This is a genomic window from Enterococcus sp. B2E4 (assembly GCF_030499455.1).
GTDB classification, from domain to species: Bacteria; Bacillota; Bacilli; order Lactobacillales; family Enterococcaceae; genus Enterococcus_D; species Enterococcus_D casseliflavus.
Window position 1 is genome coordinate 633,558 of sequence record NZ_JAUKPK010000001.1, and the last position, 23,710, is coordinate 657,267.

Here is a 23,710-nt window from a genome sequence, read left to right on the forward strand (position 1 = left end):
ACGAAAACAGCTTCCTTGACCTTCTTTGCTTCCAGTTTACCATACTAGCCAATGAAAAAAGAGTGCATCGCTGCACTCTTAGGAAGTATAGATATAAAACTCGATTTCCTTCTTGATCGGTTTTTTGATCCAGCGTTTCACAGCAGCTGCCCGCTTCAAGCCCATATGCTCATAAAAACCGTAATTACAGGTGGTATCGGTATAAAGGAAAAACGGAGCCGTTTTTTCCTGCTGGACCATCGCTAAAAAGGAAGTAAAGAGCTGCTTGCCTACACCCAATCCTTGTGTTTTGGGACTAACGGCAAACAAACCAACTTCGGTCTGAAAAGGAGTTTGTAAATCTTTCAACATCGCTTGATTTAACTCAGCCACCTCTTTGGCATAATGCAACAGCGTATTTCTCCCTTCTTTCGTAAGCAGTAAGCAGCCAGCATGCCAAATCGTTTTCCCCCAATAGCGCATTGGATGAAGCTTCTTTCCTCTTTTACTGTCTGCTAATAAGATGCCGACAGCTTCACCATTTAAAAGAGCCACCCGCGAATAGGTCGCACGGGCAAGTTCATAACACAAAAAGACATGAGCAAAGTGCTTGGCGGTCTTCTTGTCAAATTGCTTGTCGTAGTTCCAGCTATCAATAATCACTTGCACAAGCGCAGGCAGATCTTCTCGTTTAAATGGTCGATACGTTACTTTTTTATTCATTCTATCTTCCTCCCAGTAGTTGACTATCCTTAGTATAAAGTTTACAGTAACTGTAATGTCAAGGAGGATCTTCATGAAAACCAAATTAAAAGTATCGGAAATGGCACGCTTCGCGCGGATCAATCCTCGGACACTCCACTATTATGACGAGATTGGGCTATTTCAACCAAACAGCAAAGACGAGAACGGGTATCGGTATTATTCCCTTGATCAACTTTTGGATCTCGGATTGATCCTGTCATTGAAAGAATTATCGATGCCCTTAAAAGAGATCCAAACAGCGCTGCAGGGGGATGCCGAGACCATGAGAAACTTATTGGAAGCCAAGCGGCAAACCATCGATGAAAAAATTCAGCAGTTGACTAACATCAAAAAAATCATCGAACGAAAAGCTGCGGATTTGCGCCTGGCTGCAGAAAAAACTTCCCCCTTCTCCTTGAAGGAACAGCCAGAGGAATATTTCTCCCTCAGTCCTAGATTAAACGGCAGCTCCATCCCAGAGATGATCACCCAAGCCTACGACCTTTTGATGGCACAGCCGTATCTTTTTTCGAATAACGAGTACGGTTTTATGATTCGGACGAACAAAGACGATACGCAAGACATCGACTACGTTTACGTGCGGCAAGAAGAGCCGCAAGGGACTTCCTTCGTGAAACCAGCAGGATGCTATTTAACCGCCATTTATCAGGGGGATGACGAAGGATTGAAGCAGTTCTATCAAAAACTCAAGCAGCTGATTGCGACGCACCAATGGCAAATCGATGACTACTTCTATGAACGATCGATCCACGAAACGACCCTTAGCAACGAGCAAGCTTATTTGACAGAGATCCAAGTTCGGATTTTATCTGAGGAATAATGATTCGTTCAAACTGCGCTAAAAAGTAAATAAAAAACGCAACGACAACGAGCAGCTTCTTTCGCCTCGTTGTCGTTGCGTTTTATTTAAATCAAATGGTTTTCTTTCAACAGATCGCCAATGTAGGTATGTTCGGTTTTCTTAACGAAGCCTTCCAAGAGTTTCCGTTCGATAAACGGCAGCTCCATTTCCGTAATTTTTTTCTTATCGGTCAGATAATAGACAGCTTTGGCCAAAGTACGTAGATCATAAGCGGAAGCAAACACTTCTGGTACCCCACGTTCCACATCTAATAGCTGATAAACAGCCTCCATTGCAGTCCGAACGGAATATTCTGTTGTAAAAACAGTGTCTCGTTCAGTCTCTGCGAAATTACCGATAAAAGCTAAGTTTTTGGAGCCATTTGGAATAACCAATGGCCGATCCCCTGGTTCACGCAGCATGAAGTAAGAAGTGATAAACGGCATGTAGACTGGAACTGCCACACTTGATTCTTTTGAAATGCGTTGGATTTCTGCTTCCGGCACGCCTAAATGGTAAAGCAGTTCTTGCACGATTTCTTGTCCAGAACATTGTTCAATTGGTTTTTTGATGTAGTTCCCTGGTGTATTTGACAACAAGCCATACACCCATGTGATCGTTTGTTGGTCTTTTTGTTCTTTAAAGTGCGGTTGGCGATGGGTCGCAAAGCTCATCATCCAATTGGAATCTTTGATGGTGATGATCCCGCCAGTGACGATTCTGCCTGTTCGTAACTTGCGATGGGTCAATTTTTCTAAATAAGGTTCCACATCAAAATTCTGCCAAGTCACGGTTGCCGAAACAAACCAGCTTTCTTCAGGCAAGTTTTCATAAAAGACTTCTGGATGACCAAACTCAGGCGATTGCGCCGCCAAGTTTTTCCATAAACGCCAGCTGCCACCAGGTGCTTTTGAGATACGCGCTGGAGTATAATGGTCCCCTTGCGTGGAACTTTCAGTGATCGATCCGTTGGTAACAAAGACCAAGTCATCTTCTGATAAAGGAATTTCTTCGATTGCCCCCGCTTTTTCTAGCACAAGTTTTTGAGCAACTTTTTCCTCGCCCACGATCCGAACATCGATATTGCTGACGGTGCATTCATATTGGAAGTCAACTCCTTGTTCTTCCAAATAAGCAAGTAGTGGTTTGACCAATGACTCATATTGGTTGTAACGGGTAAATTTTAACGCAGTAAAATCAGGCAAGCCATCGATATGGTGCACAAAACGCAACACATAGCGGCGCATTTCAATCGCCGAATGCCATTTTTCAAAGGCGAACATCGTACACCAGTATAGCCAAAAATTGGATTCAAAGAATTCATCGCCAAAAACATCTTCGATTTTTTTCCCGATCAATTGATCTTCTGAAGTCATAAATAATTGGGTTAATTCTTTTTGTGCTGTCGCAGACAAGGTAAATTCTCCATCATCTGCTGCTCGTTGGCCGCGATTGTGAATGATCCGACAGTTAGACGAATTTGGATCATCGTGGTCCAACCAGTAAAACTCATCTAACACCGAAGCATCTTCCACCTCCAAAGATGGAATCGAGCGAAATAGATCCCACAGACACTCAAAATGATTTTCCATTTCTCGACCGCCGCGGGTCACAAATCCATCATGGGGAATGAATTTTCCGTCCAATGAACCGCCTGATAAAGAAAGTTCTTCAAGGACGTGGATTTTCTCACCCGCCATATGGCCGTCACGGATCAAGAAGACTGCCGCAGCAAGTCCTGCTAATCCCCCACCAACAATATAGGCTTCTTTCTTTTCGACATCTTTCGGTTTTCTGCTTCTTGCAAAAGCTTCGTAATTTCCGTTCGTATATCTCATGTAGATCCCTCCTAATATTGGTACGTTTTTATGGTATCAGTAACTATTTTTTTTGACAAAAATTTGTACTAGTAAAAACAAGCGATTTTGACAAATCGGCCTTTTTGTCAAAAAAACAGGGCAAAGCCCCACCTTTTAAAAAGATCTGCGCCCAACCCAAAAAGCGCCCCTAAGAAAACTGATGGCAGCTTTCTTAGGGGCGTTTCTAACAAAGGACAAACCCTTTGCCTATTCAATGAAACATTTATTTCACTCGTAGAGCGAAGCTAGCAGTCGAAAAGCCTGATTGTGCTTCGGTGACTGTATAACCCGTGCTTGGCGCATGGATATAGCTTGTATTACTGGTAGCGATCGCTACGTGGTAGGTATTCCCTTTTTGACCCCAGAACAGCAAGTCGCCAGCTTGTGCTTGCGAGACAGGAATGATCGTCCCTGCGCTTTCTTGTGGGACTGTCCAATCACCGATGTTTTTGCCCGTCACTTTTAAGAAGACATAACGTGTAAACCCAGAACAGTCGAAGACATCTGGTCCTTTGCCTCCCCATTGATAAGGAGTGCCAATATGTTTTCTAGCTTCTGCAACGATCGCTGCTCCGTTCACGCTCATAGGAACATTGGAATTGCCTGCGTTGTTATTGTTGCCAGGAGTCGTTGCACTGACTTCCTTCACATACGCTGCAGATACCCAGCCACCCGTTGATAACTTATACCAAGTGGCATTGCCATTGACTGACGTACCTTGTTTTTGAGCAACTGCTTTGAAGGTAGCATTGCTGCCCAAACTGCTGACTACACTTGCAGAAGTCGATGCATTTGAGCGGACATTCATACCAGTGGTTGTTTGGAACGTTTTATTGATGGCTTGCTCACTCGCATTGTTTGAGCCGTTTGATGAACCAGTGTTGCTTGAACCTGTGTTTGAATTATTGTTATTACTTGTATTTCCAGAACTAGACGTGACGTCACGCACATATGCCGCTGTGATCCAGCCACCAGTCGATACTTTGTACCAAACATTGGTGCCGCCAACGGATGTGCCATTTTTCTGGGCAACGACCTTCACCGTCGTGCTGTTGCTTAGGCTGCCAACGACACTCCCGCTTGTTGAGGCACTCGAACGGACATTCAATGCCGCTGTTGTTTTCACGTTCTTGTTGATAGCCGTTTCTGCAGAAACACTTGTGTTGCCGCCAGAAGAACTATTGCCTGTCGAGCTACTGGAAACATCTTTGACATAGGCCGCCGTGATCCAACCGCCTGTGGACAATTTGTACCAAGTGGTCGTGCCATTCACCGACGTTCCACTCTTTTGTGCAACGACTTTCACCGTCGCATTGCTGCCTAGTCCACGTACGACACTAGAACTAGTCGTTGCATTTGAACGGACGTTCAATGCAGTAGTCGTTTTCACTGATTTCGAAATTGCTTTTTCCGATGAAGACGACGACGAATTGGACGAGCCAGTATTGGCAGAAGAAGATCCTGAGGTGCTTTTCACATAAGCACCTGAGATCCAGCCGCCTGTTGATAGCTTATACCATGTTGTATTGCCATTCACTGAGGTACCGTTCTTTTGAGCCACCGCAGTGATTGTTGTATTTGCTCCTACGCCACTTACGATAGAGGCACTTGTTGAAGCATTTGAACGAACATTCAGTGAAGCTGTTGTTTTAAATTGTCGATTGATCGCCGTTTCAGCTGACGATCTGGCAAGAGTAGCAGTTGTGTTGGTTGATGACGAAGCGTTTGTCGTTTCGGTCGCATGAGCAAGAGACGTAAAGACACCTGAAGTCGATGCTAACGCTGCTGTGATACCCAATCCTTTTTGTACGAAAAGGGACCGTTTTTGTTTCACTAAACGCTTACGTTTGTTTTTCCGAGATTCCAATAAAACACCCCCTGTACCCCATTTTAACAAAAATTAATATTTTTTGATATTGTTTTCGTTTTGTATTTTTTTAATTTACGTTTAATAAAACGTGTCATTTATTTTCCTGCGTTATTCTTTTTGATCACTTTCTCTTTGGTGTTGCTCAATGGCACTCTATTTACAAAGATTTCTATAAACGACAGAAAAACGCTATTTCATTAAACGTTATTTTAATTCGCGAATAAAAACAGGATTTTTTTTTTGCAAACAAACCCACTTTTTGAAAAACAAGACTGTTATTTGAACAACATTTCTTTCCTGATCCCCTTTTTTAAAAATCGATACTAAAACCACCCATTTATCATTCCTTTTTTACACGAGAGATTCTGTGAAAAAGTTGTTTCAAAAAGAACGCTGCTTCCAGCTGTGTGGTCGACGCTAAGATGAGATCCTGTTACATCGCTTCCAACCGGATGCGAATTTCTTGATAGAGAAGTCCCTCATCTCTGCCAAAAGAAACATTTTCACAATGTATATTACGAGAAAGATTATAACACCAAGGAGAAAACCAAGGATTTGCATAAGTTTGTGAAATCATGCTATACTTAAAAAAAAGGAAGAGGTGACCGAGTATGAAAACAAAGACGAAAGAAAAAGTTTATGCTGAACGACAACATAACTATAAAACGAAAAAAGAAGAGATTTTCAAAAAAGCCCTAGATTCCGTACCGACCACAGACAAGAAAAAAGAAGAACAGAAAAAGAAAGCGTAGACTCCTGCGTTTTCTTTTTCTGTTGATTTATAAAAAAGACGAGACTTCACCGATTTTGGCGAATCTCGTCTTTTTCACAATTTTTTTTGTAAACACATGATGCTCCCAATGACTGCCATAAATCCTAGTATCTCCACCACTGTGAAGTGATCATGAAAAACAATGATCGATAAGAAAGCAGCCAGCAGTGGCTCAACTGCTGTTAAAACTGTTGCAAGTGTTGAGGATAAATAGCGTAAACTTGTTAAAAAAATCAAATACGCTAATGCTGTTCCAAATAAAATGACCACCAGCAAATAAAGAATCACTTGAACGTTCAGTTGACTATCGATCTGCCACATTGGATGAACCACATTCCCCAAGCCTCCACCAATCAACATCCCCCAGCCGACAATTGGTAAACTCCCATATTTTTGCAAGAGTTTACGCGGCTGTATAGAATAAAAAGCTAGTGATATCGCTGATGCTAACCCCCAGCCTAGCGCAGATTGGGAAGTTGCTAATTGCTCAATCTGTCCTTTTGATGCCACAGCCGTCACGCCAAGTAAGGTTACCAATAACCAGAAACATGTCTTTAAAGAGGGGAGCTGCCTTTTGGCTATCGCGGCATAGAGTAAAACAAAGAAAGGTCCTGTATATTGAATAATCGTTGCAAACGAAGCATTGCTTTGCTCAATCGTTTTAAAGTAGGTAAATTGAACGAGAAACATGCCTAAGAAAGAAAACAAGAGCAGCTGAATGAAGTCCTTTTTCTCCCGAAATGGGGAAATCAATCGAGCGCGATCCTTTAACCCAATGCTTAGCAACAAACACCCTGAAAGAACCAATCGTGTTGAAACGAGCCAATTTGCTGAAATACTATATTTCGTAAATAAAATTTGTCCAGCGATGCCAGAAACTGCCCACAAAGCTGCTGCTGAACAAGCATAAACAATCCCAACTGTTTTTTTCATAAAAACACCTTTTGTCTTTCACTTTACTTTGTTAGTATTATACCGAATCATATAGTGAACTTTTGTCAATATCCTGATTGTTTTTAACACTATTCTGTAAAAAGGTGGTGCGGTATGTACTTTGAACGCACAGAAGAAAACGAAGAAACGACCAAACATACAACTACAAATCGCTCCTTCGCAATTTATCAACGTTGCTTGCAACAAAAGCGTGGCGACCAATTGCCTCTGCATTGGCACGACGAGCTGCAAATTGTATGGGTCGAAGAAGGTAGCTTCGTGTATACGATAGATGACGAGCAAATTTTGCTAAGCAAGAATGAGGCGATCATTATTAATAGCCGTGTACTCCATGGTGCTGTTTTAGCTTCAGAAAACGTCCGATATTGCTGCTTTGATTTTTCTTCAGGCTTTATTGCTGACCCTGCTTTTAAAGAAGCGATCGAACAATTAGTCCACGATCGCACCCGCAGCTATCGGCGCTTAACCTTAACCGCCCAACATCAAGCATTTGTTCAAACCGTGCGTCTGCCTCTGCTTATTGAACAACGATTTACTCTCTATGAATTGTTTTTAGCTGCCCTTTCACAGCTAATGGCTGCAAGACCTGCTTCACCAAAGAAAGAAACTATCTACTTAATGCTGGCATTTGTCCATGAGCATTATCAAGAACCATTAACGGTTCCTGCGATCGCTAAAGCTGCTGCCATCAATACACGTACTTGTACCGCCCTTTTTCGGCAATACACGACATTGACCCCAATCAACTATCTGATTGATTATCGATTGTCTCAAGCCAAAAACCTATTGATCGAAACGGATGAGCCGATCTCAACCATCTGCTACCACGTTGGCTTCAATCACTTGAGCTACTTTAGCAAAAGATTTCAGCGTAAATTTGGTTTAACGCCGCTACAGTATCGTAAAACCTATCGCGAAGATGATAGAAATTAGCTGATCGGTACCAACAGAGCCTCTCATCTAGATAAATTTTGCTATATTCTATAAGCGTTTCAGTACTTTTTTCACTTTTACGCTCATTGGTCCATAAGAATCTCTTTGAAATCCTTTTCTAAAAACCATACACCCAATATTTAGTAGGCGAAAACATGTTCCTACAACATATTGTGGATAAACCTGTTGAAACTGTGCATAACTAAAAAGCCTGCGATTTTTTCGCAGACTTTTTTATTTATTGACAAGCTATTATTATTCTAGAGATAAATAATAGCTCACATTATCTGGTAGTGGTTTAAAGCCATTCTTTTTATAAAAATCCGCTGCTGGCATACTTTCTTCGGTATCTAACAAAATCGTTGGAATCTCTTTCTTGAGCAGATCCTCTTTGATCCTTTCTAAAAAAGTGGAACCAAGGCCTTTTCCTTGATGCGTGCCAGTAATTAAAAAGGTATCGATCACATACTCTTTTCCTTGATACCAGGGCTTGATAAAGCCTAATGAAAGACCAATCAATTCATTCGATGCTCGGTCTGTTAGTCGATAACCAATAAAAGTATTCATTGCCATCATTGAAGATAAATAGTCGGTGATTTGCGGCACTGTCAATTGGTCATTCCATGGTTCTGCTGAAAATACGGCAATATAGTGGTCCACGACTTCTGCTAAATCCGCCGTGGTTAATTCACGCATGCTTACATTCTTTTCCATCCTATCTCCTGCTTCCATCTCTATTTCGGTAAGGGCCTATACTCGAGGAATCTACTAGTTTTTGTGCGTGTATCAATTATCGATTCGTTTTGCATAGCCATTGCCATAACTCGTATAACGACGCTTTTGGTTGACGGCCATTTTTTTATGAATCTCAGCTTCAAGATCGATGGAAAGGATTTCTGCTAACCCAAGAAGATAAATCGCCACATCCGCCAATTCTTCTCCTACCTCTTGTTGCTTCCGATACGCGTCAAAGGCTTCCCCTACTTCACCATATAAAGCTAAAAACTCTTTTTCAATATTTGTGACATTGAATTGGTGATCGATTTTGTTTTGATAAATCGCTTTTTGCATTTCTGAAAGTTTCATAGTCGCTCCTTTTGGGATAGTATACCATTTAATTAAAGTTCAAAATAGAAACTTAGTAAAAAAATCACCTCAAAAAATAGTGACCCCCAAAACGTTAGAATTTTGTTCTAACTTTTGTAGGTCACTCTAGTATAGGATTCATCCTGTTTTGTTTATTCTGCCCGCTCCAATTCAGCAGATTTGATTGCAACCCGTTGAGCGATTTTTAAAAATGGAAAATAGATTGCTACACAGACGACGATGATGATCACTTGAACCAAAACAACTTTAAAATCCCCTTTTGATGCCAACAATGCACTAAGAATTGGTGGTGTCGTCCAAGGAACCATCACAGAAAGCGGCTCAATGAATCCTACTGCGGTAGCAAAGTAGCCAATCAACGTTGCCACAATTGGACTTGCAACGAAGGGAATGATCATGGGTAAATTGAAGACGATCGGTAAACCAAAGATGATTGGCTCGTTGATATTAAAAATACCCGGAGCTAGGGATAGATTGACGACATCCCGAAAAGGTTGGTAATTGCGGACGAATAAGAGCACTGCAATGATCAAGCTGATCGTAAATCCAGTCCCGCCTAGTTGTGCGAAAACCGTCACGAATGCTGAATTTAAGATATTGGGTGGCGTAGCGCCTTCTTGCACGGCTTGCATGTTTTCATTCATATTGACTAACAGCAATGGATCTAACAAGGTGCCATTGATGACGGTTTGGTGAATGCCTAAAGTAAACAGAAAATTGCCCGTTGAATAGATGATCAAGAACCCAAAAATCGATGTGTTCAATAAACGCAGTGGTTCTTGGATCACTGTTGAAATGATTTGAATCAGGTCGGTATCAAAGGCTGCTAGCACGGTCGCAACTACGGCAAAGAAGGAAATCACCAAAATAGCAGGGATCAACGTGCTGAAGGATTTGCTAACGGCAGGAGGAACTTGATCCCCTAAATTGATTTTTAAGTGCTTGTTTTCTGACAGTCGAATAAATAATTCCGTGGCAACTAACCCACAAATGATTCCAGAAAACATTCCTTTGGTCCCGACATCGTCAAATAGCATCACACCACTGATGGTCACTTCTGCTTGAGCGCCTTCTGGCAACACGGCATGAGCCATCGCCAACATGACCACTAAGCAAGTCGTTGCCACAAAGGTTGCATTGATGGCGCTCGGATTGTTTTTGTTGCGGCAAAGAAAATAAGCGATCATCGGGGCGATCAGCAGACCGGCGATATTCAATGTTCCATTGGTGATGGAATTGCCAAACACTTGCATTCGAGCCAAGGCAGCCCCTTCTAAAAACCATGGAAAGAAGACATTATTAAACAACACAGCGATCCCTGCGATAATAAAGGCAGGCATTAAGGTCGCAAACGCATCACGAAGACTTTTGAGATGAACCTGATTGCCGAGACGGACCGAAAACTCTGTAAATTTATCTAAAAACGTGCGCTTTTCTGCTGCCATTTTTGTTCCTCCTATTCTGTATATGGGTTTGTATAGATCGTACTACCATTCGTTTTGATCACTTCTTTGAACCATTCATACGATTTTTTCGGTACACGTTTCATATCTCGCAACTCATGGTTGCCACGATTGACATACACGAGTCCGTATCGTTTCTCCATATCACCTTGCGAGCTCAAAATGTCGATCAGCCCCCAACCAAGATACCCAAGACAGACCACTCCATCTTCCACCATCGCTTCAAACATCGCTCGAATATGGTCTTGATGATAGGCAATACGGTAATCATCTTGAATCGGTTCTTTGCCATTCCAATGCTCTCTGACCCCAATCCCGTTTTCAATCGGAAACACTGGCAACCGGTACCGCTGATAGACTTTATTTAAGACATCACGGAAGCCGAGCGGATCAATTTGCCAATTCCATTCCGTCGTTTCGATATACGGATTGTCTTGTTTTCCAAAAGTCATGTACCGATTTGGCGGCGTTCCTTCAGGAATTTTTTCAGCGTTCAAGGTAGAAGAAGCATAATAGCTAAAGGCAATGTAATCATTTTTCTGGGCTGCGATCGCTTCTAATTCCCCAGGTAAAATATTCATATTGAGTTGATGATTTTTCACGTATCGGTCTTGTGCTGCCGAATACTTGCCGTGCGCATAGCAATCTAATAAAGTAAAATTCGCAAATTCATCAAACTCTCTTGCTGCTTTGATGTCTTGTGGACGACAAGTCGCTGGATACGCCTCAGAATACGCCAGCATGCCGCCGATCTTCGCATTTGTTGTTTCATGAAGATAATTACAGATTTCTGCATGGCAAACCATGACATTGTGGAAAATCTGATACAATTCTTCTGTCGTTTCTTCCCCTTCTAAATAACCGCTGATCTTAAAACCATGGTCTTGGTGGAAAAGATTTTGTTCGTTAAAGGTTAACCAATAATGGACTTTATCCGCAAAACGATCCACCATTTCTTTTCCGAAACGAATGAATGCGTCCTTCACTTCTTTGCTGATGAACCCGTTATAGGTTTTCGCCAGATGCAGAGGCATATCAAAATGGTACAAACAAATCATAGGCTCGATCCCTCGAGCTAGCAGATCATCAATAAAACGATCGTAATAGGCGATCCCTTCTTCATTAAAGGCACCATCTCCATCGTGAACGACCCTTGACCAAGAAATTTGGAAACGATACATGTTCATCCCCAAATCTTGCATATAATCAAAGTCTTCTGTATACGCATGATAGTTATCATTTGCTACATGCCAATCGCTAGCCTGTTCCGATGCTTCCCGTATATCATAAACGGATAAGCTTTTACCGCCTTCATTCCAACCACCTTCTGTCTGCATACTGCTGACACTGTTCCCCCAATAAAATTTTGTCATATTGATTCCTCCATCATTTGTATTCGCTTACAAAACCTATTATAATTAGGTGAAATAGGCATGTAAATTTTTCAAAAACTCATGTAAAGCTTTTTCTATACATGTGAATTTCAGCGGATTCTTTAGTGATAGACCTTGTTTTTATCCCCTTCAAACAAAACTCAAGTCCATGAATTTCTTTACATAAGGAGTGATGACTATGACAAAATACAAAGAGATCGTTGATCAGTTGCGGACGAATATTTATGAAGGTGTTTTTCCAGCTTTATCAAAACTACCGGAACAAACGGCGTTAGCCAAACGATTTCAAACCTCGCGAATGACGATCCAAAAAGCGCTAAATCAACTGAAGCAAGAAGGCCTGATTTCCACCAAAAGAGGTCATGGCACCTATGTCAATTCAGCGACCTACCAAGGACAGATCAATGAGTATATCGGTTTAGTCAACCGATATGGCGGACGGCATAAAGTGCAAAGTAAAATCATTAGTTTCAATGTACGTTTTCCAGAAGCCAACGAAATGGATTACTTGTCTTTGCGAGAAAACGAACCTGTTTATGATATCGTACGACTGCGCTATGTTGATAACGAACCCTTTGAATTGGAGTACACGATCATGCCCATCAAAACCATTCCCGATATTGATATGGCGATCCTTGAACACTCGATCTATCGATATATCACTGATTCCTTACATCTCAAAATAGGTCCCGCCATACGTAAAATCCGTGCCGACAAAGCAGATTCCTATGATATCAAATATTTAGAAGTCGATCCCAATGATCCGATCTTAGAATTAGAACAAGTTGCTCGTCTCTCCGACGGACGACCCTTCGAATTTTCGCAAACTCGTTATCCTTACCAAAATCGTGAGATTTACTATCTTTCTGAACCTTAATGGCAAAAAAACAAGTCTGAAGAAAACTCAGACTTGTTTTTATTGTCCAGGGAAGGTGAATTCATTAAGATTCTTCGGTTTTTTTCGCCGTTCGCTCAGGGCTGACCCAAACGCCGCTGCCGTAGCCAAGGATGGTTTTGACGGCTGGAATAAAGGTAGTGACGATCGTTATGGCATTGATCATCCAGTAAAACAGCATGTAAAAAGGGGCAAAACGGAAATACTTCAGCTTGCTGCGGTTATCATCCGCCAGGAGGCTGGTAAATAGCTGCATCACCCCCGCAATCATCTCGAAACAAACGAAGAGAAAGGCCATCGTAAACATATGATAGATCCGTTCGTAATTCCCAGTTGCACCATAATAGATCAGATAGAAGACAAACAAGGCAGATGAAAGCCAGAAAAAGAATGACCAAATGATACTTAATGTTTGATCGACAAACATAGCGGTTCGACCAATGTTTTCAAAAGGATGCAAAAAGACCTTTTTAAAGTTGGTCAGCCATACTTCTGTACCGCCCTTCGCCCAGCGTTTCCGTTGTCGGTAGAGCATCTTGAGTGTTTCTGGCACCTCCATGAAAAACATCACTCGTGAAGCAAATAAAGACAGCCAACCTCGGAATTGGTGGTCCCAGGCAATACTGATGTCTTCTGTTGCTCGATTTTGTCGAAACAGACCCACGTCCATCAATGCCGCGCGGCGATACATCGTATTGGCACCGCTATAGGCATAGATGACGCCGAAAACGGCTTGCTGGGTCCGTTTGATAATTCCTACGATATTTGAAAATTCAACGGTTTGTGATTTCCCTACGATCGTTGTGCGATTTTGAACATCCATATTCGCCGTAATGGCAGAGATATTGATGGAGTCTTGGCGGATGAAATAATTGACATATTTCCATAACGCATCAGGTTCAGGAACCGTATCTGCATTGTTGCTCAAGATCAATTCCCCTTTGGCAAACCCTACCCCAATATTAAAGGCATAGGCTTTTCCTTGGTTTTTTTCGATGCGCAACACTCTTAGATTTGGGTACTGTTCCATCAATCGGTCTAGTATCACAGGGTTTGATCCGTTGAGCCATCATCAGTCACCAACACCTCATAATTGCTGTAGTTCAGATTGTTCATTAAATAATGAATCGTGTCTTCAATAACGATTTCTTCATTGTGAGCTGGTACCATAATCGTGATCATCGGCTCGATCTCTGCGGGGATCGGTATCCACTCTAATTGTCGATAACGGAACAAAAAATCGATTGCAGATCACCCCGATGAACCAAGCAAAGCCACCTAAAATTGGATACGTGAAGAGAATCATCAAAACGACTGTTAAAAATGTGTCCAACCACGGGAACCCAGTATCAAAATTGACAACCATCAGCCCACCCCGTTTCTACGGAAAAGTTCTTGGATCTCCGTTTCTCCGATGTTTTGCTCTGGTGCAACCGCTTAGTATTTTGCCCCGTGGCGTTCTTCTTTCGTCCCGAAGCGTTCTTCGTAAAATGCTTCTAGCAACTCTTTGCGCTTTTCCAAGGCAGCTTCATCATGCATCGATTGCTTTTGCAGCAATCGTTTGAAGCGGCGATTGTTCCTCAAAGTTAATAAAGTAAACGTAAGAACTAAAACCAAAAAAGAAATGCCTAAAAATAACGCTAGAAATTCGAAAGTGACTGCTTCTTCTAAATAGGTCCGAAAGGCGATCCGATCCGCCAGATTCGGCAGCGTCAATGGAATGGCCAGCCAGACAAAGGGAACCAAGACCATCAGCCAAGCAAGAATCGTCAAAATCGTTTGGCGGGTCTTTAAAGCGGAACGACCTTTTTGAAAATACGCATCGGTGACCAACCGTTCTTTGACTTCTTCCCGTGTCACTCGATGTTTCATTTTACTCACTCCTTAAAAAATATTTTTTATTTGCTGTGAAGAAAAAGAAGCAACAAAAGCAAGTCGTCTGGACCTGCTTCGTTCTTCTTCTGTTTGTCTCACTTAGATTTCTTGCCAACTTTCAACGCATTGAACAGCGTGTGAAATTGGCCTTTAAAGGACATCACTTGCTCAAACACATCTTCCCCATCATTCAGCATCTTGACAGTCACCCAGCCTAATGCTTCGGTGATACCACTAGCCACACTGGCATTGATTGCAGCTCCAGCAACGGTGCCAACTGCTGGAACAAATTTCAAGATATTGCCAACGGCACTGCGACCAAAACTCACAACGACTAGCTCTTTCGAAATACTTTTCGCTAACCCTTCACGCCATGTTCGCCCAAAAATACGATACAAACGTGCCATCATCGTCATTTGAACTGGCACAAGTAACACTGCATCTGAAAAGGGAATCGGTGAACAGCCGATGATCGCCGCCGTCAAAGAAGCCGCATGGATCGTACGGTGGGCTTTTTTCCGCGTTTCATCATCTACGCCAACCAAAAACTCCTCAAACACCTGATCAAATTGATCCTTGCTTTTCGCTAACACTTTTTCCGCCTGGGCTTTTGATCCGTCATAGCCTTTCATCACCAGGGCAGCCGATTTTTTCGGCATTCGCTTCATGACATCCGCAAAAAAAGAAGTAAACTCCGCTTCTTCTTGCAACTCTTCTCCCATTTGACTTTGCTCGACTTGAACGGACTGTTCCGTTAATAATTCATTTTCGTGTTGCTTCTTTTTGCGTTTTATCCATGGTTTTTTCAAAGAAATGTCTCCTTCTTTCGACTCGTTGTTTATCTAAAAATCAAAGTGAGCCATGATTTTGTTCCTCTTTCTATTTTAGCTCAGGTTTTTCAAGATAGCGAAAATGTAGCTTGAGAGAGCTTACACTTGCTGAAAAAATGCAAATTTGCATCTTTAGATTATTTATTTATATTATCGTTTTTTTATGCTATGATACACAAAAGGAGTGGATCGAATGAAAAAGAAATTGAATTGGAAAATCCTTTTTTATCTAGGCTTATTGACTTACTTTCTTTTAAGCGGGATCTTCGCATTCTTTGGCGTCGAAATACCGTTTCTTTATAAACGTTGATCTTCACGTTTTCTCAGAACCATATCATTCAACTCTTTGCTCTATGTTGAGAGAATCCATCATTCTATCGTCCATTCAATCTAATCAGAAAAGGTGATTTTCTTGTCCATTTTATTTGATCTATTGCAGCTGCTTGCCGTTATCTGTATCGCGTATTTATTGTTCACAAAAAACCATTTCCTCAAACAATTAACTGCTGTTCAGAAAATGGTCTTTGTCGTTTTATGTATTTCGGTGATACTGCCGGCTCTCTACGAATTTATTACTGGTTTTGCGCAGGGACTTTGGGAACGGTTGTAATTGACGTTCCTTAGAAAACACGCTGCCTTTACAAGACAAATAGATAGCTTATATCTACCAATCCTTTCTCCTTTTATTCAAGCAATGAACCAATTCTTTGGTGCTTAGAATACTAAGAAGAAAGGTTTTTTGTCTTTTTCTGTGTTGAAGTATTTTTAGATCGCACAAAAAAAGAACCCCTCAAAAGAGGAGTTCTCAAGGCTTGCTTACATCATGCCGCCCATACCCATTGATGGGTCCATTGCAGGAGCTGCTGGCGCTGCTGGTTCTGGTTTGTCGGCAACGACTGCTTCAGTCGTTAACAATAATGCGGCAACAGAAGCTGCGTTTTGTAATGCAGAACGCGTCACTTTTGTTGGGTCAACGATCCCAGCTTCTAGCATGTTTACCCATTCGCCAGTTGCTGCATTGAAACCAACGCCTAAGTCAGCGTTTTTCAATTTGTCGATGATGACTGAACCTTCGTAGCCTGCATTTTCAGCAATTTGACGAACTGGTTCTTCTAAGGCACGTAAAACGATTTTGACACCTGTTGCTGCATCGCCATCTGTTTCGATTTCTGCAACTTTGTTGATGACATTCACTAAGGCAGTTCCCCCACCTGAGACCATGCCTTCTTCAACCGCGGCACGTGTTGCATTCAATGCATCTTCAATACGTAATTTCAATTCTTTCAATTCAGTTTCAGTTGGTGCCCCAACTTTGATCACTGCAACCCCACCAGCAAGTTTTGCTAAGCGTTCTTGTAGTTTTTCACGGTCAAAGTCAGAAGTTGTATCAGCGATTTGGTTTTTGATCAATTGAACGCGTGCGTCAATTGCTTCTTTTTCACCAGCACCTTCAACGATTGTTGTGTTGTCTTTATCCACAACCACTTTGCTTGCTTGACCTAAGTTATCGATGGTTGCATCTTTCAGCTCAAGACCTAAGTCTTCAGTGATCACTGTACCACCAGTTAAGATCGCAATGTCTTCTAGCATTGCTTTACGACGGTCACCAAATCCTGGTGCTTTCACTGCAACAACATTGAATGTTCCACGGATTTTGTTCAATACAAGTGTTGGTAATGCTTCGCCATCAACGTCATCAGCGATGATCAATAATGGTTTTGATTGTTGTAAGATTTGTTCTAACAATGGCAAGATATCTTGGATGTTAGAGATTTTTTTGTCAGTGATCAAGATGTATGGATTTTCTAACGCTGCTTCCATTTTATCGTTGTCAGTTACCATGTATTGTGATAAGTAACCACGATCAAATTGCATTCCTTCCACAACATCTAATTCTGTTTCGATCCCTTTTGATTCTTCAATAGTGATAACACCGTCATTGCCGACTTTTTCCATTGCATCAGCGATGTATTGACCAACTTTTTCACTACCAGAAGAAACAGCACCAACTTGTGCGATTGCTTCTTTTGAATCAACGATTGATGAAATGTTGTGTAGCTCTTCTACAGCCACTTTTGTTGCCATTTCGATCCCACGACGAATACCTAATGGGTTCGCACCAGCGGTGACATTTTTCAATCCTTCACGAACGATTGCTTGTGTCAATAACGTAGCAGTCGTTGTTCCGTCACCAGCGATATCGTTTGTTTTTGAAGCGACTTCAGAAACAAGTTTTGCGCCCATGTTTTCAAAATGATCTTCTAATTCGATTTCTTTAGCGATCGTTACACCGTCATTTGTGATCAATGGTGAACCGTAAGATTTTTCTAAAACCACGTTACGACCTTTAGGGCCTAAGGTTACTTTTACTGTATCTGCTAATTTATCTACCCCACGAAGCATTGCTGCGCGTGCGTCTTCTGCAAATTTGATTTCTTTTGCCATGATTTCATCACCTCAAGTATTTTTTATTTTTCTTATTCTACTACTGCAATGATATCTTTTGCAGCAACGATCAAATATTCTGTTCCTTCATATTTCACTTCCGTGCCAGCGTATTTTTCGAACATTACTTGTTCGCCAACGTTGACAGCAACAGGAGCTTTTTCACCGTTTTCGAGCGTGCGTCCTTCGCCGACTGCAATAACGGTACCCGTTTGTGGTTTTTCTTTTGCTGCTGATGCAAGCACGATTCCGCCTACAGTTTTTTCTTCTTCTTTTGCGACTTCGATAATCACACGATCACCTAATGGTCTTAACACGATAAATCCCTCCAATGAATGTTATAGAATTTAGCATTAGCACTCTCTTGTATCGAGTGCTAACTTACAGTTTCAATATTACTCATTTTCCCAAATTTTTGCAAGCCTTTTGCTAAATTTTTTTTGCATTTCTAATTGATTGATAAATATAGTAGGATTTTTTGTTTCTAGAAGCAACCTAGTCTATAATGAAGCAAAGGAGTGTGAGGAAACAACTATGTCTTTATCAAAATATTCTTTGTCCACGATTCTTACTTACGGCATCGTCTTTTTTCTACCGATCGCATTCATCCCTAGCGGACATCAAGTGGCAGCAACAACGATCGGTTACTTAGCTGGTGCAGCGATCATGTTTTTCTTGTATTTCAAACAAACAGAACCGCTATCGTTTGAACACAAAAAAACCAAAGTCTCAGCGATTCTTATTTACGGGCTAACAGGCATTGTCGCAGCGATTTTGTTGCAAAATCTAGCCATCTTTATCGAATCCTTTTTCGGAGAAGTCAGCGCTTCTCAAAATACCGAAAACATTATTGCCATCGTGGTGCAAAACCCACTCTTTGCTCTCGCAGCAATGGTCGGTGGGCCAATTATGGAGGAATTTGTCTTCCGCAGAGCCTTAGTTGGCATCATTGGGAAATACAGCAATGTATGGGTCGGTGTAGTGGTCAGCGCCGTAGCCTTTGCCTTTGCCCACAATGACAATCATCTCTTAGTCTATATTTTCTTAGGACTGTTCTTTTCTGGGCTTTATGCTTTGACCGGCAGTATTTGGACTTCCATGATCACCCATGTGGGAATGAACACTTTAGTTATTATTATTCAGTTATTGCTTCATTACGGCTATATCCAAATGCCCTAAAGAAAAAACGCTACGCAGAAATTTTGCGTAACGTTTTTTTCTTTAGACCTTCGTGCCATTGGACGCAATCACTTGCTGATACCATGCAAATGAATCTTTCTTCTGACGAGCAAGGGTTCCATTTCCTTCATTGTCTTTGTCCACATAGATCACACCATAGCGTTTCTTCATTTCCCCTGTTCCCGCAGAAACCAAGTCAATGATGCCCCACGGTGTATAACCTAATAAGTCGACGCCATCATAAGCTACTGCTTCTTTCATCATTTCGATATGGGCTTTTAGGTAGTCAATACGGTAGTCATCGTGGATCTGTCCATCCTCTTCCACCGTATCCACCGCACCAAAGCCATTTTCTACAATGAAAAGCGGCAATTCGTAGCGTTCGTTAAACCAGTTCATGGCATAGCGCAAGCCTACGGGATCAATCTGCCAGCCCCATTCAGAAGCATCGACATAAGGATTGTCCACCAGATCTTGGCTCTCATCATAGTCATAGGTTGGATCATTCTCCTTGCCTTTGATCGCAAAAGACATATAGTAGCTAAAACCAATGTAGTCAACACAACCTTTTGCCAAAGCTACTTCATCTTCAGGGGTGATATCTAAATCAAATTGTTTTCTTTCAAAATAGCTGCGCATATAGCTCGGATAGTGCCCACGGGCATGAACATCTGAAAACCAATAGCGACGTTGCATGGCCACCGTGGCTGCCATCATGTCTTTGGGATCGCAAGAATACGGATAGATTGGGCACATCGCGATCATCGATCCGATTTGAAACGCAGGATTGATCGCATGTCCTAGCGCCACCGCTTTTGCACTGGCAACGAGCTCGTAATGAGCTGCTTGGTACATGACTTTTTCTCGGTCTTCTCCTTCCGTAAAGAACAGACCAGAATTGGTAAATGGCGCAAAATCTTCTTTATAGTTTGCTTGATTATTGATTTCATTGAAGGTCATCCAATACTTCACTTTCTTTTGATAGCGCGTAAAACAAACTTCTGCAAAGCGGACAAACAAATCGATCAACTTACGGTTACGCCAACCTCCGTATTCGGTCACTAAATGATAAGGCATTTCAAAGTGAGACAGGGTAATGACTGGCTCAATGCCATAGCGTAAACACTCATCGAATAATTGATCATAAAAGGCCAGGCCTTCCTCATTCGGCTCGCGCTCATCCCCCTTTGGAAAAATACGGGTCCAGGCAATCGATGTTCGGAAGCACTTCAACCCTAATTCGGCAAAAAGCTTGATGTCTTCAGGATACCGATGATAAAAATCGATCGCTTCATGATTGGGATAGCTTTCGCCCGGTTGGATCCCTTCCGTGATTCGGCGAGGAATTCCGTTGCCTCCGACAGTCATGACATCAGCGACACTCACGCCTTTTCCACCCGTACGATAGCCGCCTTCCAATTGGTGAGCAGCGACTGCGCCACCCCATAAAAAATCGCTTCTTAGTTTATTCATTTCTATTCAACCTGCTTCCTTGGTATTAAACGATCTCTGTTTCTTGTTTATAGTTCAAACTATCGACCTTGCGAATGAAAGGATAGTAAATAAAGAAGCCGATTGCTAAAACAACAAATTGTAAGATAGCGGTCCGAATGCCACCTACTAGAAAACCTGAAATGATCGGCGGGGTCGTCCAGGGAACTTGCACAGCAGTAAATAGCGGTACGATACCGGTATAAAGTGCAAAATACGTGATCACGCCTGAAACCATCGGTGTCAAAATAAATGGTAATACCATGATTGGGTTCATGACGATCGGTGTCGCAAAAATAATTGGTTCATTGATATTAAAGAATGCCGGAATCAAGGAAAGACGTCCTAATTGTTTGAACTGCGCCGAACGGGCAAAAGCCACCATGTATAGCACGATCCCAATCGTCATTCCTGCGCCAGTTACCGTCATAAATTGATCCAAAAACTGCTGGGTCACGATGTGTCCGCCATTTTCTAATGTCAATGCTTTACCAGATTCAAGAATAGCCGTATTGGCTAATGAATTGGCTTGTAAAATTGGTCCCATGATCCCGCCCACGATCGTCGAACCATGAACCCCAAAGAACCACAAGAATGGCACTAAGAAGCCTAGCATCATTGCACCACCAAGGGAATCCGTCACCCCTTGCATCGGACTTTGAATCACGGTGTAGATCCATTCGACCACGGTTGTTTGAAAAACTTTATCAAAGAAAATATAAATGCCTAATGCGATGGTCGTCAAAACAGCGGCTGGAATCAATGCTGTAAATGAGTTTGCGACATTGGTGGGTACTTGCTCTGGCAGTTTGATTCGGATGTCGCGTTTCAAGAACCATGTATAGCCCCAACCCACAAAAAGTCCCACTAAGATGGCACTGATCATGCCTTGTCCACCGGTCCACGTCTTATCAATGACATTTGCGATGGTCACATTTGCTTCAGCATCCGTCACACTTGACTCCATAGTTAATAAGAAAATAACTAAACCAATCATTCCTGCAGGGAGTCCTTCGTAACCTTCTGCTTTTACATATGAATAGGCGATGCCCATTACGGCGAAAAAGGCCATAATTGCAAAAGAGGCGCCATAGGCTTGGTTGAAGTATTCACCTAAGCCGCTATTCGTTACCCAATCCGCAATCGACTGGACGGGAAAGTTTGCTAATAGTAGGAAAATCGATCCTACGATTGAAAAGGGCATCGTATATAGCATACCGTTTCTTAATGCAGTGATTGCTTTCGTATTGACAAATTTTAATATTGGGGGTAATAATTTCTCATTGATCCATTCGTTCATCTCACATCACTCCTAAAATAAAATTCTATCCACTGGCCAGTGAATTCGCTTACAAATAAATCTTAATGGATAATATTCCCCTTGCCTATAGCTTTTCTAAGTTATGAAACATGTTCCAACAAAAAAAACAGCCGAAGCTGTTTTTTTACGATCACTTAGATTTGCTTGTAGACTTGATGGGCTAAAAGTTCGATCAGTGTAATCACCGGGACTTGCGTCGTCAGGTTCAAATCGACTTCTTTTCCCCCACTGACGACGGGCATATAATAGGAAATATTGTAATCTGCCATTTGGGCGATCGTCGATTTTTCATCATTGGTGATACTGAGTACTTTTGCCCCATACCGTTTGAAGTCCTCCGTTTGCTTGATCATTTGAATGGTTTCCCCCGAAACTGATAAAATGATCGCTAACGTATTTTCCATCCCACGAGGCGGTACTGGCAAAAAGGGATCGACGATGCTATAGGCATTGATGCCTAAATTAGCAAAATAGCGGCTGCCATAGGTGCCAAGAATGCCACTTGTGCCGATACCTGAAAACGCCACATGGCGTGCGGAAAGAATCAGTTCTACCGCTGGCTGGATAAACTTACGGTAATCTTCATTATTGACTTTTTTTAAGAATGTATTGACTTGGATCGTTGCATCATAGAAAAGATCAAACGCTCGTGCATCTTGTTCCTTTTTTTGACAGATCGCATACTTTAACTCTGAATACCCGCGATAGCCTAATTTCGTGATACATCGTAAAATCGTCGAGGTCGAGACATGGCATGCAGCTGACAATTCGCGGATCGTCAGTTGATCGATCTCTTCAAAATGCTGGACAATGTACTTATAAACAGCCATTTCAAGCTCGTTCAGACGCTTGATTTTTTCTTCATCAAACATACCTGCTGCCTCCACCCGACAATTTTATCCTTTGTTGATCGATTAGATTGCAAATAACTCCGTCGCTTTGTCAGGATCGGTATCATAGACTTCAAATGTTTCTCCAACACCTAGATCATGTTCTTTCATGGTGTTGACCATCGTTAAGTGCGCCAACTCTTTCAAGTTGTTTTCTTTACTTAAATGACCAAGATAGACCCGTTTGGTATTGTCGGTCAAGATATCCGTCATGACCAGAGCGCCATCTTCATTCGATAAGTGACCACGATCTCCAAGAATTCGCTGTTTGAGGCTCCATGGGTAAGGGCCCATTCGCAGCATTTCTAGGTCATGGTTGCTTTCCACAAGGTACGCATCGGCGCCTTTGATAATGCCTCGTACATGATCGCTGCAATAACCGGTATCCGTCAACATCACGAATGATTTGCCGTCTTTATGGAAACGATAAAATTGCGGCGCTGCAGCATCGTGAGAGACGCCAAAGCTTTCAATGTCCAAGTCACCCAAGGTCAGCACTTTTCCCATTTCAAAGATATGTTTTTGTTCGACAGCGACGTTACCGATCATTGGATCCATCGCTTGCCATGTTTTTGTATTCGCATAGACATCAAGTTTGTATTTTCGCGCCAGTACTCCGACACCGTGGATATGATCTCGATGTTCGTGGGTCACAAGAATGGCGTCCAAATCTTCTGGTTTACGCCCTACTTCATCCAATAATGAAGTGATCTTCTTGCCGCTCAAACCGGCATCCACTAAGATCCGCTTTTTATTGCTTTCGATATAGAGCGAATTTCCTGAGCTTCCGCTGGCTAGAATACTTACTTGAAAGGCATTTTCCTTCATCATGGTTTACGTGACTTCC

Annotated in this window: 21 protein-coding genes and 2 pseudogenes; 6 read left to right on the forward strand and 17 right to left on the reverse strand. The window is 42.1% G+C overall.

Translation table 11 applies throughout. The features are described 5' to 3' along the window. Nucleotides 1-78 precede the first annotated feature (78 nt). Nucleotides 79-702, reverse strand: coding sequence for a GNAT family N-acetyltransferase (locus Q1X33_RS02990; protein WP_005225322.1), 624 nt, complete (start codon nucleotides 700-702; stop codon nucleotides 79-81). 73 nt (nucleotides 703-775) lie between these two features. Between Q1X33_RS02990 and Q1X33_RS02995 the strand changes: the two genes are divergently transcribed. Further along, nucleotides 776-1,564, forward strand: a complete 789-nt coding sequence (locus Q1X33_RS02995) for a MerR family transcriptional regulator (RefSeq protein WP_195961476.1) — start codon at nucleotides 776-778, stop codon at nucleotides 1,562-1,564. A gap of 86 nt (nucleotides 1,565-1,650) precedes the next feature. On the opposite strand, the gene Q1X33_RS03000 is transcribed toward Q1X33_RS02995, so the two are convergent. Both Q1X33_RS03000 and Q1X33_RS03005 read right to left on the reverse strand, forming a co-directional pair. Then, nucleotides 1,651-3,423, reverse strand: a complete 1,773-nt coding sequence (locus Q1X33_RS03000; protein ID WP_218212903.1) for an oleate hydratase — start codon at nucleotides 3,421-3,423, stop codon at nucleotides 1,651-1,653. A gap of 244 nt (nucleotides 3,424-3,667) precedes the next feature. Continuing rightward, entirely contained in the window at nucleotides 3,668-5,311 is a 1,644-nt protein-coding gene (locus tag Q1X33_RS03005; protein ID WP_218212904.1) for an SH3 domain-containing protein, read from the reverse strand. Between the two features lie 614 nt (nucleotides 5,312-5,925). Between Q1X33_RS03005 and Q1X33_RS03010 the strand changes: the two genes are divergently transcribed. Next, a complete protein-coding gene (locus Q1X33_RS03010; RefSeq protein WP_005237363.1) occupies nucleotides 5,926-6,066 on the forward strand; it encodes a hypothetical protein in 141 nt (46 codons plus the stop codon). 74 nt (nucleotides 6,067-6,140) lie between these two features. Here the strand turns inward: Q1X33_RS03010 and Q1X33_RS03015 are convergent, their stop codons facing one another. Then, nucleotides 6,141-7,019, reverse strand: a complete 879-nt coding sequence (locus Q1X33_RS03015; protein WP_218212905.1) for a DMT family transporter — start codon at nucleotides 7,017-7,019, stop codon at nucleotides 6,141-6,143. A gap of 114 nt (nucleotides 7,020-7,133) precedes the next feature. On the opposite strand from Q1X33_RS03015, the gene Q1X33_RS03020 reads away from it, so the two are divergent. Next, on the forward strand, nucleotides 7,134-7,973 hold the full coding sequence (locus Q1X33_RS03020; protein ID WP_074536538.1) for an AraC family transcriptional regulator: 840 nt from the start codon (nucleotides 7,134-7,136) through the stop codon (nucleotides 7,971-7,973). Between the two features lie 255 nt (nucleotides 7,974-8,228). On the opposite strand, the gene Q1X33_RS03025 is transcribed toward Q1X33_RS03020, so the two are convergent. The 4 genes from Q1X33_RS03025 to Q1X33_RS03040 all read right to left on the reverse strand — a co-directional run bounded on the left by Q1X33_RS03025 (nucleotide 8,229) and on the right by Q1X33_RS03040 (nucleotide 11,916). Further along, nucleotides 8,229-8,687 (reverse strand): GNAT family N-acetyltransferase, encoded by a 459-nt coding sequence (locus tag Q1X33_RS03025; protein WP_301969540.1) that lies wholly within the window; start codon nucleotides 8,685-8,687, stop codon nucleotides 8,229-8,231. Between the two features lie 72 nt (nucleotides 8,688-8,759). Further along, on the reverse strand, nucleotides 8,760-9,059 hold the full coding sequence (locus tag Q1X33_RS03030) for a MazG-like family protein (protein WP_016610558.1): 300 nt from the start codon (nucleotides 9,057-9,059) through the stop codon (nucleotides 8,760-8,762). Between the two features lie 152 nt (nucleotides 9,060-9,211). After that, entirely contained in the window at nucleotides 9,212-10,525 is a 1,314-nt protein-coding gene (locus Q1X33_RS03035) for a PTS sugar transporter subunit IIC (RefSeq protein ID WP_194195587.1), read from the reverse strand. 11 nt (nucleotides 10,526-10,536) lie between these two features. Continuing rightward, nucleotides 10,537-11,916 carry a glycoside hydrolase family 1 protein gene (locus tag Q1X33_RS03040; RefSeq protein ID WP_218212906.1) on the reverse strand — a complete coding sequence of 460 codons (1,380 nt, stop codon included), beginning with the start codon at nucleotides 11,914-11,916 and terminating at the stop codon, nucleotides 10,537-10,539. 199 nt (nucleotides 11,917-12,115) lie between these two features. On the opposite strand from Q1X33_RS03040, the gene Q1X33_RS03045 reads away from it, so the two are divergent. Next, nucleotides 12,116-12,814, forward strand: coding sequence for a GntR family transcriptional regulator (locus Q1X33_RS03045; RefSeq protein WP_034868333.1), 699 nt, complete (start codon nucleotides 12,116-12,118; stop codon nucleotides 12,812-12,814). 64 nt (nucleotides 12,815-12,878) lie between these two features. Here the strand turns inward: Q1X33_RS03045 and Q1X33_RS03050 are convergent. The 3 genes and pseudogenes from Q1X33_RS03050 to Q1X33_RS03060 all read right to left on the reverse strand — a co-directional run bounded on the left by Q1X33_RS03050 (nucleotide 12,879) and on the right by Q1X33_RS03060 (nucleotide 15,549). Beyond that, nucleotides 12,879-14,198 (reverse strand): annotated as a pseudogene (locus Q1X33_RS03050) (glycosyltransferase). Beyond that, nucleotides 14,198-14,704, reverse strand: a pseudogene (locus tag Q1X33_RS03055) (hypothetical protein). Before Q1X33_RS03055 ends, Q1X33_RS03050 begins: the two co-directional pseudogenes overlap by 1 nt. Nucleotides 14,705-14,802: 98 nt before the next feature. Further along, nucleotides 14,803-15,549, reverse strand: a complete 747-nt coding sequence (locus Q1X33_RS03060; protein WP_195961477.1) for a YcjF family protein — start codon at nucleotides 15,547-15,549, stop codon at nucleotides 14,803-14,805. Nucleotides 15,550-15,940: 391 nt separating this feature from the next. Here Q1X33_RS03060 and Q1X33_RS03065 point away from each other — a divergent pair, with 391 nt between their 5' ends. Then, nucleotides 15,941-16,147 (forward strand): hypothetical protein, encoded by a 207-nt coding sequence (locus Q1X33_RS03065; protein ID WP_301969541.1) that lies wholly within the window; start codon nucleotides 15,941-15,943, stop codon nucleotides 16,145-16,147. 206 nt (nucleotides 16,148-16,353) lie between these two features. On the opposite strand, the gene groL is transcribed toward Q1X33_RS03065, so the two are convergent. Both groL and groES read right to left on the reverse strand, forming a co-directional pair. Further along, entirely contained in the window at nucleotides 16,354-17,982 is a 1,629-nt protein-coding gene (gene groL / locus Q1X33_RS03070; RefSeq protein WP_005237384.1) for a chaperonin GroEL, read from the reverse strand. A gap of 32 nt (nucleotides 17,983-18,014) precedes the next feature. Then, nucleotides 18,015-18,299, reverse strand: a complete 285-nt coding sequence (gene groES / locus Q1X33_RS03075) for a co-chaperone GroES (protein WP_005225291.1) — start codon at nucleotides 18,297-18,299, stop codon at nucleotides 18,015-18,017. Nucleotides 18,300-18,516: 217 nt separating this feature from the next. Here groES and Q1X33_RS03080 point away from each other — a divergent pair, with 217 nt between their 5' ends. Then, on the forward strand, nucleotides 18,517-19,161 hold the full coding sequence (locus tag Q1X33_RS03080) for a CPBP family intramembrane glutamic endopeptidase (protein WP_301969542.1): 645 nt from the start codon (nucleotides 18,517-18,519) through the stop codon (nucleotides 19,159-19,161). Between the two features lie 42 nt (nucleotides 19,162-19,203). Here the strand turns inward: Q1X33_RS03080 and Q1X33_RS03085 are convergent, their stop codons facing one another. The 4 genes from Q1X33_RS03085 to Q1X33_RS03100 all read right to left on the reverse strand — a co-directional run bounded on the left by Q1X33_RS03085 (nucleotide 19,204) and on the right by Q1X33_RS03100 (nucleotide 23,694). Then, nucleotides 19,204-20,634: a 6-phospho-beta-glucosidase gene (locus Q1X33_RS03085; protein ID WP_301969543.1), complete on the reverse strand. Its 1,431-nt coding sequence runs from the start codon at nucleotides 20,632-20,634 to the stop codon at nucleotides 19,204-19,206. Nucleotides 20,635-20,659: 25 nt separating this feature from the next. Then, nucleotides 20,660-21,952 (reverse strand): PTS sugar transporter subunit IIC, encoded by a 1,293-nt coding sequence (locus Q1X33_RS03090; protein ID WP_005225288.1) that lies wholly within the window; start codon nucleotides 21,950-21,952, stop codon nucleotides 20,660-20,662. 155 nt (nucleotides 21,953-22,107) lie between these two features. Then, complete coding sequence (locus Q1X33_RS03095) at nucleotides 22,108-22,845, reverse strand: MurR/RpiR family transcriptional regulator (RefSeq protein WP_010747610.1); 738 nt, start codon at nucleotides 22,843-22,845, stop codon at nucleotides 22,108-22,110. 42 nt (nucleotides 22,846-22,887) lie between these two features. Then, the gene (locus Q1X33_RS03100) at nucleotides 22,888-23,694 is read right to left on the reverse strand and encodes an MBL fold metallo-hydrolase (RefSeq protein ID WP_005231151.1); all 807 of its coding nucleotides are present in this window, start codon (nucleotides 23,692-23,694) and stop codon (nucleotides 22,888-22,890) included. Nucleotides 23,695-23,710: the final 16 nt, after the last annotated feature.

What these genes read in the sequence shown, in the direction of transcription:
- Q1X33_RS03020 (WP_074536538.1), top strand. Translation starts at nt 7,134, where the DNA reads ATGTACTTTGAACGCACAGAAGAAAACGAAGAAACGACCAAACATACA.
- Q1X33_RS03045 (WP_034868333.1), top strand. Translation starts at nt 12,116, where the DNA reads ATGACAAAATACAAAGAGATCGTTGATCAGTTGCGGACGAATATTTAT.
- groL (WP_005237384.1), bottom strand. Translation starts at nt 17,982, where the DNA reads ATGGCAAAAGAAATCAAATTTGCAGAAGACGCACGCGCAGCAATGCTT.
- Q1X33_RS03100 (WP_005231151.1), bottom strand. Translation starts at nt 23,694, where the DNA reads ATGATGAAGGAAAATGCCTTTCAAGTAAGTATTCTAGCCAGCGGAAGC.
- Q1X33_RS03025 (WP_301969540.1), bottom strand. Translation starts at nt 8,687, where the DNA reads ATGGAAAAGAATGTAAGCATGCGTGAATTAACCACGGCGGATTTAGCA.
- Q1X33_RS03090 (WP_005225288.1), bottom strand. Translation starts at nt 21,952, where the DNA reads ATGAACGAATGGATCAATGAGAAATTATTACCCCCAATATTAAAATTT.
- Q1X33_RS02990 (WP_005225322.1), bottom strand. Translation starts at nt 702, where the DNA reads ATGAATAAAAAAGTAACGTATCGACCATTTAAACGAGAAGATCTGCCT.
- Q1X33_RS03095 (WP_010747610.1), bottom strand. Translation starts at nt 22,845, where the DNA reads ATGTTTGATGAAGAAAAAATCAAGCGTCTGAACGAGCTTGAAATGGCT.
- Q1X33_RS03035 (WP_194195587.1), bottom strand. Translation starts at nt 10,525, where the DNA reads ATGGCAGCAGAAAAGCGCACGTTTTTAGATAAATTTACAGAGTTTTCG.
- Q1X33_RS03015 (WP_218212905.1), bottom strand. Translation starts at nt 7,019, where the DNA reads ATGAAAAAAACAGTTGGGATTGTTTATGCTTGTTCAGCAGCAGCTTTG.
- Q1X33_RS03080 (WP_301969542.1), top strand. Translation starts at nt 18,517, where the DNA reads ATGTCTTTATCAAAATATTCTTTGTCCACGATTCTTACTTACGGCATC.
- Q1X33_RS03030 (WP_016610558.1), bottom strand. Translation starts at nt 9,059, where the DNA reads ATGAAACTTTCAGAAATGCAAAAAGCGATTTATCAAAACAAAATCGAT.
- Q1X33_RS03010 (WP_005237363.1), top strand. Translation starts at nt 5,926, where the DNA reads ATGAAAACAAAGACGAAAGAAAAAGTTTATGCTGAACGACAACATAAC.
- Q1X33_RS03085 (WP_301969543.1), bottom strand. Translation starts at nt 20,634, where the DNA reads ATGAATAAACTAAGAAGCGATTTTTTATGGGGTGGCGCAGTCGCTGCT.
- Q1X33_RS03040 (WP_218212906.1), bottom strand. Translation starts at nt 11,916, where the DNA reads ATGACAAAATTTTATTGGGGGAACAGTGTCAGCAGTATGCAGACAGAA.
- Q1X33_RS03000 (WP_218212903.1), bottom strand. Translation starts at nt 3,423, where the DNA reads ATGAGATATACGAACGGAAATTACGAAGCTTTTGCAAGAAGCAGAAAA.
- Q1X33_RS02995 (WP_195961476.1), top strand. Translation starts at nt 776, where the DNA reads ATGAAAACCAAATTAAAAGTATCGGAAATGGCACGCTTCGCGCGGATC.